Genomic DNA, 17259 nt, shown 5'->3' with positions numbered 1-17259 from the left:
GGGCATCGCCACCCGCTACGACAAGACCGCCCTGTCCTACCAGGCCATGATCGACCTGGCCACCCTCACACTCTGGCTTTGAGGACAGGCCCTAGGGCGCCGGGTGCCCGCGACCCGGTTTCCGCACCGAGGCAGTTCGCACCGCTGGAGGACCGCATGCCAGACGCCCCCGCCGTGGTCGTGGTCGGCGACGCCGCGCTGGACGTGCTCGCCCGCCACCGCGACCCGGTCGCGCACGGCGGCGACACCCGGGCCCGGGTGCGGATCACCCCCGGCGGGGCGGGCGCGAACACCGCCGCCTGGCTCGCGCGCGCCGGGGCGGCGACCACCCTGGTCGCCAGGGTCGGCGCGGACACCGCGGGGCAGCAGGTCCGGGCCGAACTGGAGGCGGGAGGGGTGGCCTGCGCGTTCACGATCGACCCGACGGCGGCCACCGGCTGCGTGGTCGTGCTGGTCGACGGCACCGGCCAGCGCAGCATGCTGCCCGACCGGGGCGCCAACGCCGGGCTGGTGGGCGCCGACGCGCACCCGGCGGTGCTCGCCGCGGCGGACCACCTGCACCTGTCCGGGTACGTGCTGCTCGACGAGGCCTCGCGCCAGGGCGGCCTGGACGTGCTGGCGGCGGCGCGGGCGGCGGGGCTGAGCACCTCGGTGGACCCGCAGTCGGCCGGGCTGATCGAGGACCCGGCGGCGTTCCTGGACTGGGTGCGCGGCACCGACCTGCTGCTGCCCAACAACGACGAACTGCACGCCCTGACCGGCTCGCGCGACCCGTTGAGCGCGAGGTCGCTGCTCGAAGCGGTGGGCGCGGTGGCGGTCACGGACGGGCCGCGGGGCGCGTGCTGGGTGTCGCCGGGGACGGTGGTGTCGGTCTCGGCGGAGGAGGCCACCTGCGTGGACTCGACCGGGGCCGGGGACGCGTTCGACGCGGGGCTGCTGGTGGCGTGGCTGTCCGGGGCGGGCCCGGAGGAGGCGCTGCGCGCGGGCGTCGCCGCGGGGAGCGCGGCCGTGGCCCGGGTGGGCGCACGGCCGAGCGCCCGCGGCTGATCAGCCCTCGATCACCTCGTGGTTCTTCGCCTCGATCGCGGTGGCCTCGCGCCGGTAGCGGTTGACCTTCTCCGCCTTGCGCGGCGGCCGGTCGTTGGCGATCAGCACCGCGATCCAGGGCAGCGGGACCGACAGCGCGACGAACCCCAAGGCCAACCACCAGGTGTGGTAGGTCAGCCCGGCCAGCAGCAGGCACGGGATGCGCAGGCTCATCATGATCATGTACTTGCGCTTGCGGGCCGCGAACTGGTCCTCGTACGACGGCTCGGCCTCGGTGATCAGAACCGGGGTGCCGCCACGGTCGGAGTCCTTCACGACACCACCTCCTCGCTCATCGTAGAACGCGGTAGTAGTAGCACCGCATTCCCCAGCTTGCGCCATCCGGGTGGACATGGCCACGTGAGTCGAAGCGCATTCGGTGTCCCCCGGTAGAAAAGGAGCCATGGCCCAGACCCGCCGGGAGAGCCCGCTCGCCCGGCTGCGGTACCGCGTCGCGGCCGCCAACCTCGCGCGCCACCTGCCCGGGGAGCCGTGCCGGGTGCTGGACGTGGCGGGCGGCGCGGGCGGCGACGCGCTGCCGCTGGCCGCGCTCGGCCACGAGGTGACCCTGGTCGACCCGGCGGGCGCCCTGCTGGAGTGCGCCCGCACCCACGCCGAGGGCCTGCCCGGCCGGGTGCACGTGGTGCAGGCCCACGCCGAGGACGTGCCGCACCTGTTCACCGCCGCCGCCTTCGACGTCGTGCTCTGCCACGGCCTGCTGCACCACGTCGACGACCGGGTGGCGCTGCTGCGCGCGGTGACCGCCCCGCTGCGCCCCGGCGGCCTGCTGTCGGTCGTCGGCCCCAACCCGGCCGCCGACCCGCTCGTCGCCGCCGCAGGCGAGGGCGACCTCGACCGCGCGCTCGCCCTCGCCGGTTCCGGCCGGGTCTGGGTGCAGGAGGTGCGGGCCGCGCTGCCCGCCTGCACCGCGGACGACGTCCGCGCGGACCTCACCGCGCTGGGCGCCGAGCCGATCGCGCACTACGGCATCCGCTGCGTCGCCGACCTGGTGGCGCCCCCGGTCGACCCGGACGCACTGGAGGTCCTGGAGCTGGCGCTGGCCGACCGGATGCCCTACCCGCTGCTCGCCCGCTTCTTCCACCTGCTCGCCCGCCGGAGCTGATCGGGCCGGGCGTGCGAACATGCCCCGGTGTCCACCCAGCTCCCCGTCATGACCGACGACTTCTGCCTGCGCCTCGCCGACTCGCTGCGCGGGGCCGACTACGACGGCGACGGGGTGGTGGCCGCGCTCGGTGAGCAGGCGCACGCCGCCCTGGGCCGCAACGAACCCGAGCCCGCCCGCCGCGCCACCCGCGGCGGCTCCCCGGTGGAGACGCTGATCCGGCTGTTCCTCGTCGGCGACGCCGAGCCGCGCGAGCGCGTCGCGGCGGCCCTGACCGGCCTCGACCTGGACGAGGCCGCCGCCACCGGCCTGCTGCGCGTCGACGGCGGCACCGTGCGCGCCGGGCTGGACCTGCGCCCGCACGCCGACGAGGACGGCTCCTGGTGGGTGCTCGCCGACCTCGACTCCGACCAGCTCGGCGGCCCGGTCGGCACCGACCACGTGCTCGGCATCGGGCACGCCTCGCTCAGCCTGGCCAGGGCCACCACCCGCCGCCCGGTCGGCACCGTGCTCGACCTGGGCACCGGCTGCGGCGTGCAGGCGCTGCACGCGAGCAGGCACGCGGGTGCCATCACCGCCACCGACCTGTCCTCCCGCGCGCTGGCGCTGGCCTCGGCGACCTTCCGGCTCAACGGGCTCAAGGTGGAGACGCTGCGCGGGTCGTGGTTCGAGCCGGTCGAGGGCCGCGGGTTCGACCAGGTGGTGTGCAACCCGCCGTTCGTGGTCGGCCCGCCCCGGGTGGACTACGTCTACCGCGACTCCGGGCTCGCGGGCGACGACGCCAGCGCGCTGGTGGTGCGCGGGGTGCCGAAGGTGCTCAACCCCGGCGGCACCGGGCAGTTCCTGGCCTCCTGGCTGCACCGGCGCGGCGAGGACTGGGCCGACCGGGTGACGTCCTGGCTGCCCGACGAGGGCGTGGACGCCTGGTTCGTGCAGCGCGACGTCGCCGAGCCCGCGCTCTACGTCGGTACCTGGCTGCGCGACGCGGGCATCGACCCCCGCTCGGCGGAGGGTTCGGCCAAGGCCGCGGCGTGGCTGGACTGGTTCGACGAGAACGGCGTGTCCGGCGTCGGCTTCGGCTTCGTGACGCTGCGCGCCACCGACAGCGACACCGAGGTGGCCTGCGAGGACCTGCGCCACCACTACGACGACCCGCTGGGCGAGGAGGCGGGCCGCTGGCTGGACCGGGTGGCCTGGCTGCGCGCGCACGCCTCCGCCGAGGCGCTGCTGGCCGCGACCTACGTGGTGGCGCCGACGGTGGTGCTGGAGCGGGTCGCCGAGCCGGGCGACGACGGCTGGCGCGAGGTGGTCCGCAGGCTGCACCGCACCGACGGGCCGGGCTGGCAGCAGGAGACCGACGAGCTGGTGACCGCGCTGCTGGCCGGCTGCCGGGGCGCGCTGCCGATGGGTGAGCTGCTGGCGCTGCTGGCCGCCGGGCACGGGGTGCCCGCCGGGGAGGTCGTGGCCGCGGCGGTCCCGGTGGTGGCCGACCTGGTCACGCACGGGATGCTGCTGCCGGTGGAACTGGCGTGAGGGCGGTCGTGGCCCGCGTCACCCGGGCGTCGGTCGTGGTCGACGGCGAGACCGTCGGCGCGATCGACGAACCGGGGCTGCTGGTCCTGCTCGGGGTGCACGTGGAGGACACCGCGGCGCAGGCCGCGACCATGGCGCGCAAGCTCCACGAGCTGCGGCTGCTCCGGGACGAGAAGTCGTGCGCCGACACCGGGGCACCACTGCTGGTGGTGAGCCAATTCACACTCTACGGCGATGCCCGCAAGGGCCGCCGCCCGTCGTGGACCGCCGCCGCCCGACCGGAGGTCGCCGAACCGCTCGTGGCCGCCACCGTGGCCGACCTCCTGGCCCGCGGCGCCCGGGTGCGGACCGGTCGGTTCGGCGCCGCGATGGCGGTCGAGAGTGTCAACGACGGCCCCTTCACCGTGGTCCTGGACATCTGAGGCACCCGCGCGCACCCCGAACCGTCTGCGGTGGACGGTGGCGCTCGGCGGGTGACCGAAGTCCCTGTTCGTCCCCCCGAATCCCGGGTACCCCCCGGGTTCTCAGCCAAAGCTCAGGCAAACCTGAGCAACCGCGCAGGTCGACGTGGCGTCATCCATGTGGGAGAGCGGGAACGAATCCGGTCCCCACGGCGTTTCCACAGACAGAACCACCGCGACAGGGGGAGGGAGCACCATGACGGTCCCGCAGCAGCGCGAGTCCGAGCAGCTCACCTACGAAGCCGACCTCGACGCCCAAGGGCCCGCCGCCGACCTCGTCCGGGTGTACCTCAACGGAATCGGCCGCACGGCACTGCTCACCGCGGCGCAGGAGGTGGAGCTGGCCAAGCGCATCGAGGCGGGGGTCTTCGCGCAGCACATGCTCGACACCGCGCCCGCGCTGTCCCCCGCGCGCCGCGCCGAGCTGCGCGCGCTGGTGGCCGACGGCCTCTCCGCCAAGAACCACCTGCTCGAGGCGAACCTGCGGCTGGTCGTGTCGCTGGCCAAGCGCTACACCGGCCGGGGGATGCCGCTGCTCGACCTGATCCAGGAGGGCAACCTCGGGCTCATCCGCGCGGTCGAGAAGTTCGACTACACCAAGGGTTTCAAGTTCTCCACCTACGCCACGTGGTGGATTCGACAGGCCATCACCCGCGGCATGGCCGACCAGGGCCGCACCATCCGGCTCCCGGTCCACCTGGTCGAGCAGGTCAACAAGCTCGCCAGGATCAAGCGCGACCTGCACCAGTCCCTTGGCCGCGAGGCCACCAAGGACGAGCTGGCCAAGGAAGCGGGCCTGACCCCGGAGAAGGTCGCCGACCTGCTCGACCACGCCCGCGACCCGGTGAGCCTGGACATGCCGGTGGGCGCCGAGGAGGACGCCCCGCTGGGCGACTTCATCCAGGACGGCGAGGCCACCGACGCCGAGAGCGCGGTCATCTCCGGCCTGCTGCAGGACGACATGCGCCGCGTGCTGGCCACCCTGGACGACCGCGAGCAGTCCGTCATCCGCCTGCGCTACGGCCTCGACGACGGCCAGCCGCGCACCCTCGACCAGATCGGCAAGAGCTTCGGCCTCTCCCGCGAGCGGGTCCGCCAGATCGAGCGCGAGGTCATGTCCAAGCTCCGCCAGGGCGAGCGCGCCGAGAAGCTGCGCGCCTACGCCAGCTAGTCCCACCCGATCGGCCCAGCCGATCCCATCCAGACCCCCCGGATCAGGCCGGTCCCCGCGGACCGGCCTGATCACATCGGGGGGACTTCTCGAAAACGAGCAACCTTCGCCGGTGCCGCACCGTCTTGGTGTGTGGGTCACCCGAACAGCAGCGTTGACATGTGACCCCGGTCACGGGAACCTGGGTGACCCACAAACTTGGCGGACCGGAGAACCCGGCACCCGCCCGCGACGGGAGGTCGGGACGGCCGGGGGCCGCCCCGGCCTTCCGGCATTCGGGGGTCTTTCCCGACGACCGGTGTGGCGGCGGTTACGCGGGGTCCGGATCACAGGGAGCCCGCGCGGGGGCGGGGGTAGGTTCCTTGGCACATCTCGCGCGCAAGGGAGCCCGCTCATCGTGACCGCCACCACGAACTTCGAGTACACCGACGTCCTGCCGCTCGCGCCCGACACCACCACCGAGTACCGGCTCGTCAGCCCGGACGGGGTCAGCGTCGTCGAGGCCGCCGGGCGCCGGTTCCTCCAGGTCGAGCCGGAGGCGCTGACCCTGCTCGCCAAGGAGGCGATCAAGGACATCCAGCACCTGCTGCGCACCAGCCACCTCGCCCAGCTCCGCGCGATCGTCGACGACCCCGAGGCCAGCGGCAACGACCGGTTCGTGGCCATGGACCTGCTGCGCAACGCGTGCATCGCCGCGGGCGGCGTGCTGCCGATGTGCCAGGACACCGGCACCGCGATCGTCATGGGCAAGCGCAGCGAGAACGTGCTGACCGGCGGCACCGACGAGCAGGCGCTCTCCCGGGGCATCTTCGAGGCCTACCAGGAGCTGAACCTGCGGTACTCGCAGATGGCCCCGGTCACCTTCTGGGACGAGAAGAACACCGGCAGCAACCTGCCCGCCCAGATCGACATCCACACCAAGCCGGGCACCGACCCCAGCTACGAGTTCCTGTTCATGGCCAAGGGCGGCGGCTCGGCGAACAAGACCTTCCTCTACCAGGAGACCAAGGCCGTCCTGAACCCGACGCGGCTGGCGAAGTTCCTCGACGAGAAGCTGCGCTCCCTGGGCACCGCCGCCTGCCCGCCGTACCACCTGGCGATCGTCGTCGGCGGCCTCAGCGCCGAGCAGAACCTCAAGACGGCGAAGCTGGCCTCGGCCCGCTACCTGGACAACCTGCCCACCGAGGGCTCCGCCCTCGGCCACGCCTTCCGGGACGTGGACCTGGAGCGGCAGGTGCTGGACATGACCCGGCAGTTCGGCATCGGCGCCCAGTTCGGCGGCAAGTACTTCTGCCACGACGTGCGCGTGATCCGGCTGCCCCGGCACGGCGCGTCCTGCCCGGTCGGGCTCGCGGTGTCCTGCTCGGCCGACCGGCAGGCCAAGGCGAAGATCACCCCGGACGGGGTGTTCCTGGAGGCGCTGGAGCGCGACCCGGCCCAGTTCCTCCCGGAGGTGCACGGCGAGGAGCTGTCCGACGAGGTGGTCCAGGTCGACCTGACCCGGCCCATGTCGGAGATCCGCGAGCTGCTGACGACGCTGCCGGTGAAGACGCGGCTGTCGCTGACCGGTCCGCTGGTGGTGGCCCGCGACATCGCCCACGCCAAGATCAAGGAGCGCCTGGACGCGGGCGAGGGGATGCCGCAGTACCTCAAGGACCACCCGGTCTACTACGCCGGTCCGGCCAAGACCCCCGAGGGCTACGCCTCCGGTTCCTTCGGGCCGACCACCGCCGGACGGATGGACTCCTACGTCGAGCAGTTCCAGGCCGCGGGCGGGTCGATGGTCATGCTGGCCAAGGGGAACCGCTCCAAGCAGGTGACCGACGCCTGCCAGGCGCACGGCGGCTTCTACCTGGGTTCCATCGGCGGCCCGGCCGCGCGGCTGGCGCAGGACTGCATCCGCAAGGTCGACGTGCTGGAGTACGCCGAGCTGGGCATGGAGGCGGTGTGGAAGATCGAGGTGGAGGACTTCCCGGCCTTCATCGTGGTGGACGACAAGGGCAACGACTTCTTCGCGGGCACCTCCGCGCCGACGCTGCAGATCTCGTTCCGCCGCTGACGTCCTGAGTGGACACCCGAGGGGGTCGCGCCTTGACGGGCGCGGCCCCCTCGGTGTTTGATCGTCGCCGTCGCGTGTCCCAGGGGCGTCTCGCTCGGGGCATGGAGGCAGTGATCCGATCCTTGGGGGATCAGATGGCAATCCAGTTCAACCACACCGTCGTGCACGCCGTCGACCGGGAGAAGTCCGCGCGCTTCTTCACCGACATGTTCGCCCTGCCCGACCCGGTCGAGTTCGGCCCGTTCCTGGCCGTGCGCCTCGCCAACGGCTGCACGCTCGACTTCGCCCAGTCACCGGGCGAGGTCGCCCCGCAGCACTACGCCTTCCTCGTCTCCGAGGAGGAGTTCGACCACGTCCACGGCCGGATCACCGAGCTGGGCCTGGACCACTGGGCCGATCCCCGGCAGCAGGGCGTGAACCGGATCAACCACAACGACGGCGGTCGCGGCGTCTACTTCCTCGACCCCAGCGGCCACTACCTCGAGGCCATCACCGTCCCCTACGGCGGTTGGTGACCCCGGACCGTCACCCGGTGGCCTCGACCACCACGGTCCGGGCGCCCAGCGGCGCCGACAGCGCGACGGTGACCACCTCCTCGGTGAGCACCTGCGTGCAGATCGGCCCGTCCACCGGGCCGCCCTGCGGGGCGGTCCTCGGCGCCAGCAGCACCCGGACCTCGTCCGCCGACTCCAGTGCCGTGCCGTCGACCCCGGCGCAGCCATCCCTGGCCACCCCGACCACGCGCAGTCCCAGACCGTCCTCGGCGACCCACGCCCGCCGTTGCCGGTACTCCGCGGGCAGCGCCCGGGTGTCCAACCGGTCGGCGGGCAGCTCGGTGTAGCCCGGCGGGGCGTCGGTCGCGGTCGGCGGCACGACCGCGACCGACGGCGCGGGCCTGCCGGTCGGCTTGTCGATCGACGGGACGACGGGCACCACGGTCTGCGCCAGCGGACCCGCCGGGAGCACCGTCGCCTCACCGGCGGTCCCGGCGGCCCCGCAGGCCGCGAGCAGCGCCAGCGCGGAACCCGTGACCAGCGCCGACAGCAGTCTTCGTGTCATACCCGGAAGACGGACCCACCGGCCGTTCCGGTTGCACGGAGGTGCCCCGGTCGGCGGGGCAACACCGACCGGGGCACCGGGGAAGGGGTCCGTCAGCCCTTGCGCTGTTCGCTCTTGAGCACCACCGGGCGCTCGCCCAGCGGCTGCGCCAGTTCGACGGTCAGCTTCGGGTAGCGCAGGTCCATCGTGCACATCTGCGCCTCGGCGGGCGTGGTCTCCACGAGGGTGATCGCGACCTTGCTCTCGGACTGCTCGGTGATCTCCGCGCTCGCCTTGCCGCAGCCGCCCTCCTGGGCGACGACGCCGAGGGTGGACCCGTTGTCCAGCGTCCACACCATCACCGGGTAGTTCTCCTGCAACCCGGTGGTGTCGACCTGCGCGGTGGCCACCTGCACACCGCCCTCCGGGGGCGTGCGGGCGGGCTGCCGGTCGGGTTCGGCGTCCGGTGCCTGGGTCGCGGTGGCGGGCGGGGGCGCGGGCGCGGGTTCCGCCGGGCTCGTGCCGGAGCCGCAAGCGGACAGCGCGGCCAGCAGAACGCCCGCTCCGACAATGGTCTTGAGGGTGTGGAGGCGTTTCATGCCCAGGGGACGGAGGTCGCCGGGGCCGGGGTTGCACGGGTTCGTCAGACGACCGACATCTGCTTGCCGCTCAGCGGTTGCGAACAGGCCGAACACAGCAGCAGCACGGAGAACGGGTGGTCCGAGTCGCGGTGCCGGAACACGACCGCGGGGCCCTCCGGTGCGAGGAACCAGCGCTGGCCCCACTCGATCGCCGACATGACCACCGGGAAGAACGCGCGGCCCTTGTCGGTCAGCCGGTAGTCGTGCCGGTCGGCGCGGTCGGCGTCGCCGAAGGCCTCCAGCACCCCCAGCGCGCGGAAGGCGCGCAGCCGGTCGGCGATGACCGTGGCGGGGGCGCCGAGCCTGCGCTGGAACTCCGAGAACCGGTGCGCGCCGAGGTAGGCCGCACCGAGCATCGCCGCCGACCAGCGGTTGCCGATCAGCGCCCGGCTCTCCGGGAAGAACCCCGGTCCCAGGTTCGCCGAGCCGCTGGAGCGCCTGCGCATGGTGGTGTTCGGCGCCGACCGGGGCCACGAGCCGCTCGGCCCGAACGCGCCGGTCACCTCCCGCGGCGTCACCACGTCGCCGCACTCGCGGCAGGCCATCAGCGGGTCGAACAGGTTGCCGCAGGTCAGGTGGCGCATCCGGGGCAGGTGCTCGGGGTGCCCGCCCGCCCAGCGCACCTCCCAGGCCCAGATGGTGACCAGCACCGGCCACAGCGCCGCCCCGCGCGGGGTCAGGTGGTACTCGCACCGCGGCGGGTCCCGGTCGTACTCGACCGGGTCGAGGATGCCCAGCTCCGACATCCGGCGCAGCCGCGAGGTCAGCACCGCCTCGGGGATCGGCAGCAGTTCCCGCCACCGCTCGGGGCGGCGCACGCCGTCCTGCATGGCGTGCCGCAGGATCAGCAGCGTCCACTCGTCGGCGGCCACGCCGATGGCGAAGGCGATGGCGTTGTCGCCGCCCGCGCCCAGTCGGCTCGGGCGGTCCGGTGGGTGCATCACGGGGAGGACAGCCCCACGGCCGCCGCCGGGTCCTCGGCGGTGCGCCAGCCGGGGAGCTGCGCGCCCGCCGCCCAGGTGCTGTGCGTGCCGCTGGAAACCCGCTCGGGCAGCCGGACCCTGGCCACCGGCCCGTCGCCGACCCGGGCGGCGTCGAAGACCAGGCACTCGGAGCGGTCCTCGGCCACGTCGGTCGTCATGGTGATCACGTAGCCGTCGTCCTCACCGCGCGAACCCACCCTGGGGGCCACCGCGGTCTCGCTGCCGAACACCCCGTCGCCGTAGCGGTAGCGCTCCTGCGCGCCGGTCAACAGGTCGTGCTTGACGAAACCGTCGAACAGGAACCAGCCGGGAACCCCGGTGGAAGCGTAGGTGTAGCGGTAGGGGCGGCCCGCGTGGCCCGCGTTGACCATGCCGAACTCGGTGATCGAGTCGGTGAGCCGCTCCTCGGTGGTCCGCCCCGTCACCAGGTTCAGCCGCCAGCGGTGCAGCCGGGTCTGCAAGCCGTCGAGGGAGAGCATCCGGAACATCTTCGCGTAGGACTGCTCACCGGGGAACACGCTGCCGCGCCCCTCCGGGTCGGACTGGAAGAAGCCGTCCAGCACGATCTCGTCACCGTCCTCGTAGGCGTTGACGAAGTGCAGCACGAACGTCGACTCCGCCTCGAACCACCGGATGTCACCGCCACCCGCCCGCCTGGGGAGCACCCCCAGGCGCATCGGCATGTCCCGGTGGAACCGGGCGGAGTGCACGCCCCGGGCGAGGAGTTCCGGCTTCCAGAACAGGGGGCAGTCGTTGAGGATCGCGTAGTTCTCGGTGAAGGCCATGTCGTGCGGCAGCCGGGGGCCGGGCAGCTCGACGTCGGTGTAGTGCACGAGCTTGTTGTCGGGGCTGATGACGCCGTAGTGCATGTACGGCGCTTCCGTGCCGTAGTTGAAGAACAGCAGCTCACCGCTCACCGGGTCGACCTTGGGGTGCGCGGACACGCCCTCGGCGGGGAACGCCCCGCCCCAGTCGGCCTTGCCGACGGTGTCGAGGGTGAGCGGGTCCAGCCGGTAGAGGTCGCCGCACTGGTAGAAGCTGGTGAGCGCGACACCCGCGTGCACGACCACGTCGGTGCTGGAGGCGTCCTTCATCCGACCGCGGGCACCCCACCCGTCCTGGCGCAGCGCGTCCTCCGGGCGCTCGGCCACCCCGGCCCACAGCGACTTGCCCGCGTCCTGCTCGGCGAGGAACCCATCGGTGCGCACGAACCTGTTGCGGTAGAAGGCTTTGCCGTCGCGGAAACCGACCACGTGCACCATCGAGTCACCGTCGAACGGGTGATAGTTGGTCAGCGCCGGGTGCACCGGGTTCTCGGTGTTGCGCAGGTACACCCCGTCGAGGTCGGCGGGCAACTCCCCGATGACCTCGCACTCGCCCACCGCCCGCTCAACCGACTGCGGGCGCCACGGCCCGCTGCGGTAGGGGTGGTCGTCGTCGTCGGGCAGCGTGCTCAGCACCCGGCCCAGGATCTCCACGTCCACGCCTGCCATGTGCCGACCGCCTCCTTGCCCCCACCGGGAAATCGAGGCTACAACTGGCGAAGTTCCCAGGCCAGCCCCGGGGAACGAGGGGGTGTCGACGGCATGGGCGACGAGGTCTACCTGCTCGACTACGTCCGGACGCCGCTGGGCCGCGGCCGACCGGGCGGCGGGCTGCACCGGCTGAGCCCGTTGGACCTGGTCAGCGGCCTGCTGCGGGCACTGGCCGCGCGCACCCCGGCGCTGGACCCCGGCCGGGTCGACGACGTGCTGCTCGGCTGCGCCGCCCAGGTCGGCGAGCAGGGCGGCAACCCGGCGCGGACCGCGACGCTGCTGGCGGGCTGGGGCGACCGGGTGCCCGGCGCGACTGTGAACCGCTCCTCGGTCTCCGGCCTGGACGCGGTCGCCCAGGCCGCGGCCAGAATCCGCGCGGGCGAGGCCGACCTGGTGGTCGCCGGTGGTGTGGAGAGCCCGTCGCGGGTCGCGCCGCGCGCCGACCGCGCCCCGCAGTGGGACGACGCGGAGCTGGTGCGGCGCACCGGGGCCGTGCACCCGGGGGTGGCCGCCGACCTGACCGCCACCCTCGACGGCTTCACCCGCGACGACCTCGACGCCTACGCCGCGGCCTCGCACCGCAGGGCAGCGGCGACCACCACCCCGTCCCTGGTCCCGTTCGCCGGGCTGGCCCGGGACGAACTGGTCGACGGCGCCACCTCGGCCGCGGTCCTGGCCCGCCTGCCGCCCGCGTACGCCGCGCTGGGCGCGAACGGCCAGGACGCGCTCGCCCTCGCCGGGCGCGGCGGACCGGTGTCGGTCGACCACGTGCACACCGCGGCCACCTCGGCGGCCCCCGCCGACGGAGCGGCGCTGCTGCTGCTCGGCAGCGCCCGGGCAGCGCACGCCCTTGGCCGGGCACCCCGGGCGCGGGTGGTCGGCTCGGCACTGGTGGCGGGCGACCCGGCGACCACGCCGTTCACCGGCCCGGCGGCGATGGCCGAGGTCCTGCGCCGCACCCGGTTCCCCCCGGACCGGATGGCGGTGCTGGCCCTCGCCGAGGTGTTCGCCGCCCCGTGCCTGCGGGTGCGGCGGGACTTCGACGCGGGCCCCGACCGGCTCAACCCGGCGGGCGGCGAGCTGGCCACCGGGCACGCGGCGGGCGCGGCCGGGGCGATCGTGCTGGGCGGGCTGCTGGAGTCGCTGGAACGCGCGGGCGGGCGGCTCGGCGTCGCCGGGATCGGTGGCGGCGCGGGCCTCGGCGCGGCCGTCCTGCTCGACCGCGGCTGACCGCATCGCGGACCCCACTCCCACCCAGTGGGAAGGCGGCGGTCTGTCCACTCATCCACGCGCAGTGTGACGGCTGTCCCACTCGGCTTCGATGACAAATTCTCAGATCATCCGCCGAAATGCTTGTCCTCGGGTTGCGACGTTGGGGAATAACGCACTAGCGTCGATTTCAGTAGCCCCGGTTCCCCGGAACCGCCGGAACTACTGGGATTCACTTGTTTGTCCACCTCAACGATGAGAGGAACTGCCAGTGACGACAGCCATGGCTAGCAGGACGAAGCGTGCGGTGACCGGTGGCGGAGTGGTGGCTGCCCTCGCCGCGCTCGCGCTGTTCCTGTTCGGCTCGGGCAACGCCCTCGCCGCGGACAAAACACTCACCTTCTCCGGCGAGTTCCCGCTGATCGGCAAGCAGCAGGTCTCGACCGTGGTGCACGTGGACATCCCCGCGACGGCCACCCCCGGCCAGACCGTGTCGGTGCCGTTCAGCATCGATGTGGACGCCGGCGCCTCCGCCTCCGACGGCCTCCGCCTGGTCGGGGCCACCAAGATCTCCGGCAACATCAAGGCCGCGAGCGTCGTGACCCTCAGCGACGGCCAGTCGGTCTCCATCCCGGTCGAGCTGCCCATCGCCGAGACCCCGGTCCCGGCCACCGGTTCGCTGACCTTCACCGCCGAGGGCTCGGTGGACTTCACCGTCCCGACCGGTGTCGCCGCCGGTGACGCCACGGTGAGCGTCGACCCGGCCGCGGTGTCGCACATCGTGACCGACAGCTCGCTGGGTGAGTTCGACGTGAACCTGTCGCTCGACCCGACCGACCAGGACACCACCCTGGGCACCACTACCGTTGGCTGACCCCCGGGTTGTCGAGGGACACGGGATTCAGCGATACGGGGTTTGAGCACGAGAGTATGTGAGTGATTCCGACGGGAGCGGCGGACATGGGAAACCATGTCCGCCGCTTTCGTCTGCCGGGCGGCGGATATCCCTACGCGGATTCCACCGGTATTCCCGGACGCATTGTGGATCTCTGGGTTGCGATCTCGGGATGGTCCTCGGGTTGCGATCTCGATCGCATCTCGGGCGGATCAGCCCCAGCCCCCACCGGCGGCGTCGGGAATGGCGAGCAGCCTGCGCGGACCGGTGTCGTGCCGCGAGGGCGGCGGCCCCACGGTGAACCGACCACCGGTGACGAACGCCCCCGCGGCCGAGACGAGGATCGGCTCCACCGCGGCCGCCCGCACCTCCGGGACGTCCTCGGCCAGGGCGGCCACCCGCAGCACGAGCCGCTCCAGCGCGGCCAGGTCAGCGGGCTCCCCGCCGCCGTACCCGGCCAGCAGCGGCGCCGCCCTGGGCGCGCGCACCAGCGCGGCGGCGTCGGAGTCGGTCATCGGCACCGCCCGGTGCGCCCGGTCCCCGAGTAGGTCGCTGACCATCCCGGACAGCCCGAAGGAGACCAGGGTGCCGAAGGAGGGGTCGTCCTGCAGCCCGACGGTGCAGGAGTTGCCCTTGGGCGCCATGCGCTGCACGTAGACGCCGTCCTCGCCGGAGACGGCGCGCAGGTCGGCGTACGCGGCGCGGATGGCGTCGGCGCTGGTGAGGTCCAGCCGCACCCCCACCAGGTCGGCCCGGTGCCGGAACCGGCGGCTCGCGGTCTTGAGCGCGACCGGCAGCCCCAGTTCCACCCCCGCCACCACGGCCGCCTCGGCGTCGTCGACGATCCGGAACGGCACCATGTCGATGCCGTAGCAGCCCAGCAGCCGCACCACCTGGTTATCGGTCAGCTCCACGACACCCCCGCCCCCACCGGCCAACGCCTCGGCGACGACGGCCACCGCCCCGGCCCGGTCGATCCCCTCCGGCCGGGTGAACGTCCCAGCGGGTGACAGCCGCCAGCGCGCGTACGCGGTGGCCCGCGCCAGCGCCAGCGCCGCCCGCTCCGGACTGGGGTAGGAGGGCACCGAACCCCGCCCCGGGGCGCCGTCGGGCCCGGGCACCACCAGCTCCGCCGGGATGCCCTCGGCGGCAAGGAACGTGCTGACGATCGGCTTGCCCGCCGCCTCGGCCGACTCGGCCACGGCCTCCCGCAGGGCCCGCGCGTAGGCGGTGCCCGGGATGGCCAGCGGCGGCACGAACACCACGATCAGCGCGTCCACGTCGGACCGCAGCAGCGCGTCGGCCACCGCCGAGGCGAACACGTCCGGACCGGCCTGCGCCCCCACGTCCACCGGGTCCCCGGCCAGGGTCAGCCCCTGCCCCACCGCGGCGTCCGCGGCCAGCAGCCCGATCGCCGAGGAGTTGCCGACCACCGCCACCCGGTCCCCCGGCGGCAGCGGCTGGTGGGCCAGCACCAGGGCGGTGTCGAACAGTTGCGCGATCGACTCGACCCGGATCACCCCGGCCTGCTCGAACAACGCCTGCACGCTGTTCTCGTCCACCGCGACCCCGGTGGCGGACAGCGCGGGCAGCACCCCGCGGGCCCCGGACTTCACCGCCACCACCGGCTTGGTGCGGCTGAGCCGCCGCGCCAGCCGGGCGAACTTGCGCGGGTTGCCGAAGGTCTCCAGGTACAGCAGCACCACGTCGGTCGCGCTGTCGGTCTGCCAGTACTGCAACAGGTCGTTGCCGGACACGTCGGCCCGGTTGCCCGCCGAGACGAACGTGGACAACCCCAGCCCGCGCGCGGCCGCGTCGGCGAGGATGGCGGTCCCCAGGGCACCGGACTGGCAGAAGAACCCGGTCCGCCCCGGCCCCGGCAGCGTCGGCGCCAGCGTCGCGTTGAGCCGCACCGCCGGGTCCAGGTTCACCACCCCGAGCGCGTTCGGCCCCACGACGCGCATCCCGTGCGCCCTGGCCTCCTCGGCCAGCCGCCGCTCCGCCCCGCGCCCGTCCGGCCCGGTCTCGCCGAACCCGGAGGTCACCACCATCAGCGTCTTCACGCCCTTGGCCAGGCACCCGTCCATCACCTCGTCGACGCTGGCCGCGGGCACGGTGACCACGGCCAGGTCGACCGGGTCGGGGATGTCCAGCACGGAGGGGTAGGCGCGCACCCCGCGCACCGAGCGGTGCTCGGCGTTGACCGGGAACACCGGCCCGGCGAAGTCGGCGGCCAGCAGGTTCCCCAGCACCGCCCACCCGATCTTGGTGGGGTCGGTGGACGCGCCGATGACCGCCACCGACCGCGGGTGCAGCAGGTTGTGCACGCTGCGCGCCTCGGCGGCCTGCTCCCGCGAGTGCGCCACCTCCACCGAGGCCTCGGTCGGGTCGATGTCGAACTCCAGGTGCAGCACCCCCTCGTCGAACGCCCGGCTCACCACGTACCCCGCGTCGCGGAACACCCGCACCATCTGCGCGTTGTCCGACAACACCTCGGCGACGAACTTGTCCAACCCGCGCTCCCTGGCCGCGGCGGCCAGGTGCTCCAGCAGGATCGACCCGAGCCCCCGCCCCTGGTGGTCGTCCTCGACGACGAACGCCACCTCCGCGGAGTTCCCGTCCGGCAGCCCCTCGTACCGCCCGACGGCGATGATCTCGTCACCGAGCAGCGCGATGAACGCGACCCGGCTGTGGTGGTTGACGGTGCTGAAGCGCTTGAGGTCGCGGTCGGGGATGCGCGGGTACGGCCCGAAGTAGCGCAGGTACCGGGTCCGCTGCGACAACCGCCCGTGGAACGCCCGCAGCACCTCGGCATCACTGGGCACGATCGGTCGCAGGTGGACGGTCCCCCCATCCGACAACACCACATCGGCCTCCCACCGACGCGGGTAGTCGTACGGGTCGTCCGCCACCACCCCACCCGAGCCCGATCCGGAGCCCGCGCTCACCGCTGCGCCACCGCCCGCACCCGTCCCGGCACCCGCGCTCACCCCACCACCCGCACCCACCCCGGCGCCCAAGCTCGCCTCGGCGCCCGCACCCACCCCGGCAGCCGCGCCCACCCCGCTGCTCGCACCTGCCCCCGCCCCGGTACTCGCACCCGGCCCGGCAACCGTGCCCATGCCAGCATCCGCACTCACCCCACCACCACCCGCACCCATCCCGGCGCCCGAAGTCACCCCGGCACCTGCTTTCGCCCCGGTGCCCGGAGCGGCGCCCGGGCTCAGGCCCGCGTTCCCCGCAGAGCCGGGATCAGCACCCGAGCCCGCGCCCGCGGGCATACCGGTGCTGGAGTCGGTGCCCGGGCCCAGGCCCGCGTTCCCCGCAGAGCCGGGATCAGCACCCGAGCCCGCGCCCGCGGGCATACCGGTGCTGGAGTCGGTGCCCGGGCCCAGGCCCGCGTTCCCCGCGAAGCCGGGATCGGCACCCGAGCCCGCGTCCGCGCCCACGGGCGCACCGGTGCCGGGGTCGGCGCCCGAGGCCGGGGTCGTGCTTCTGTCCGCGTCCTGGCCGGCGTCCGCCATG

The 17259-nt window shown here is 73.6% G+C and carries 15 protein-coding genes; 9 read left to right on the top strand and 6 right to left on the bottom strand.

All coding sequences use genetic code 11. From position 1 onward, the window contains the following. The first annotated feature begins 156 nt into the window (after positions 1–156). The gene (locus tag DFQ13_RS23635) at positions 157–1047 is read left to right on the top strand and encodes a carbohydrate kinase family protein (protein WP_110081376.1); all 891 of its coding nucleotides are present in this window, start codon (positions 157–159) and stop codon (positions 1045–1047) included. Here DFQ13_RS23635 and DFQ13_RS23630 read toward each other — a convergent pair whose 3' ends face one another. Then, positions 1048–1428, bottom strand: coding sequence for a DUF3099 domain-containing protein (locus DFQ13_RS23630; protein WP_084175386.1), 381 nt, complete (start codon positions 1426–1428; stop codon positions 1048–1050). Between the two features lie 61 nt (positions 1429–1489). Between DFQ13_RS23630 and DFQ13_RS23625 the strand changes: the two genes are divergently transcribed. From DFQ13_RS23625 to DFQ13_RS23600, 6 genes are all read left to right on the top strand, one after another. Next, a complete protein-coding gene (locus tag DFQ13_RS23625) occupies positions 1490–2209 on the top strand; it encodes a class I SAM-dependent methyltransferase (RefSeq protein WP_110081375.1) in 720 nt (239 codons plus the stop codon). 48 nt (positions 2210–2257) lie between these two features. Further along, positions 2258–3742, top strand: a complete 1485-nt coding sequence (locus DFQ13_RS23620) for a DUF7782 domain-containing protein (RefSeq protein WP_035280081.1) — start codon at positions 2258–2260, stop codon at positions 3740–3742. Further along, positions 3739–4164, top strand: a complete 426-nt coding sequence (dtd, locus tag DFQ13_RS23615) for a D-aminoacyl-tRNA deacylase (protein ID WP_035280057.1) — start codon at positions 3739–3741, stop codon at positions 4162–4164. The genes DFQ13_RS23620 and dtd overlap by 4 nt, the downstream gene beginning before the upstream one ends. A 235-nt stretch (positions 4165–4399) precedes the next feature. After that, positions 4400–5374: a sigma-70 family RNA polymerase sigma factor gene (locus tag DFQ13_RS23610; RefSeq protein WP_035280058.1), complete on the top strand. Its 975-nt coding sequence runs from the start codon at positions 4400–4402 to the stop codon at positions 5372–5374. 397 nt (positions 5375–5771) lie between these two features. Further along, on the top strand, positions 5772–7433 hold the full coding sequence (locus tag DFQ13_RS23605) for a fumarate hydratase (RefSeq protein WP_084175382.1): 1662 nt from the start codon (positions 5772–5774) through the stop codon (positions 7431–7433). A 134-nt stretch (positions 7434–7567) separates the two neighbouring features. Beyond that, entirely contained in the window at positions 7568–7948 is a 381-nt protein-coding gene (locus tag DFQ13_RS23600; RefSeq protein ID WP_110081374.1) for a VOC family protein, read from the top strand. Between the two features lie 10 nt (positions 7949–7958). Here DFQ13_RS23600 and DFQ13_RS23595 read toward each other — a convergent pair whose 3' ends face one another. From DFQ13_RS23595 to DFQ13_RS23580, 4 genes are all read right to left on the bottom strand, one after another. Then, positions 7959–8492 (bottom strand): hypothetical protein, encoded by a 534-nt coding sequence (locus DFQ13_RS23595; protein WP_110081373.1) that lies wholly within the window; start codon positions 8490–8492, stop codon positions 7959–7961. 92 nt (positions 8493–8584) lie between these two features. Next, positions 8585–9070: a hypothetical protein gene (locus DFQ13_RS23590; protein ID WP_233438544.1), complete on the bottom strand. Its 486-nt coding sequence runs from the start codon at positions 9068–9070 to the stop codon at positions 8585–8587. 44 nt (positions 9071–9114) lie between these two features. Beyond that, the gene (locus DFQ13_RS23585) at positions 9115–10053 is read right to left on the bottom strand and encodes a winged helix-turn-helix transcriptional regulator (RefSeq protein ID WP_110081394.1); all 939 of its coding nucleotides are present in this window, start codon (positions 10051–10053) and stop codon (positions 9115–9117) included. Beyond that, positions 10053–11588, bottom strand: a complete 1536-nt coding sequence (locus DFQ13_RS23580; protein ID WP_233438543.1) for a carotenoid oxygenase family protein — start codon at positions 11586–11588, stop codon at positions 10053–10055. Before DFQ13_RS23580 ends, DFQ13_RS23585 begins: the two co-directional genes overlap by 1 nt. 93 nt (positions 11589–11681) lie before the next feature. Between DFQ13_RS23580 and DFQ13_RS23575 the strand changes: the two genes are divergently transcribed. Then, the gene (locus DFQ13_RS23575) at positions 11682–12860 is read left to right on the top strand and encodes an acetyl-CoA C-acyltransferase (protein WP_035280064.1); all 1179 of its coding nucleotides are present in this window, start codon (positions 11682–11684) and stop codon (positions 12858–12860) included. Positions 12861–13164: 304 nt separating this feature from the next. After that, positions 13165–13713 (top strand): DUF6801 domain-containing protein, encoded by a 549-nt coding sequence (locus DFQ13_RS23570; RefSeq protein ID WP_035280083.1) that lies wholly within the window; start codon positions 13165–13167, stop codon positions 13711–13713. Positions 13714–13946: 233 nt separating this feature from the next. On the opposite strand, the gene DFQ13_RS23565 is transcribed toward DFQ13_RS23570, so the two are convergent. Beyond that, the gene (locus DFQ13_RS23565) at positions 13947–17258 is read right to left on the bottom strand and encodes a GNAT family N-acetyltransferase (RefSeq protein ID WP_233438542.1); all 3312 of its coding nucleotides are present in this window, start codon (positions 17256–17258) and stop codon (positions 13947–13949) included. Between the last annotated feature and the right edge of the window lies 1 nt (position 17259).

This window comes from Actinokineospora spheciospongiae, assembly GCF_003182415.1.
GTDB classification, from domain to species: Bacteria; Actinomycetota; Actinomycetes; order Mycobacteriales; family Pseudonocardiaceae; genus Actinokineospora; species Actinokineospora spheciospongiae.
This window is presented reverse-complemented; position numbering and strand designations above follow the sequence as displayed.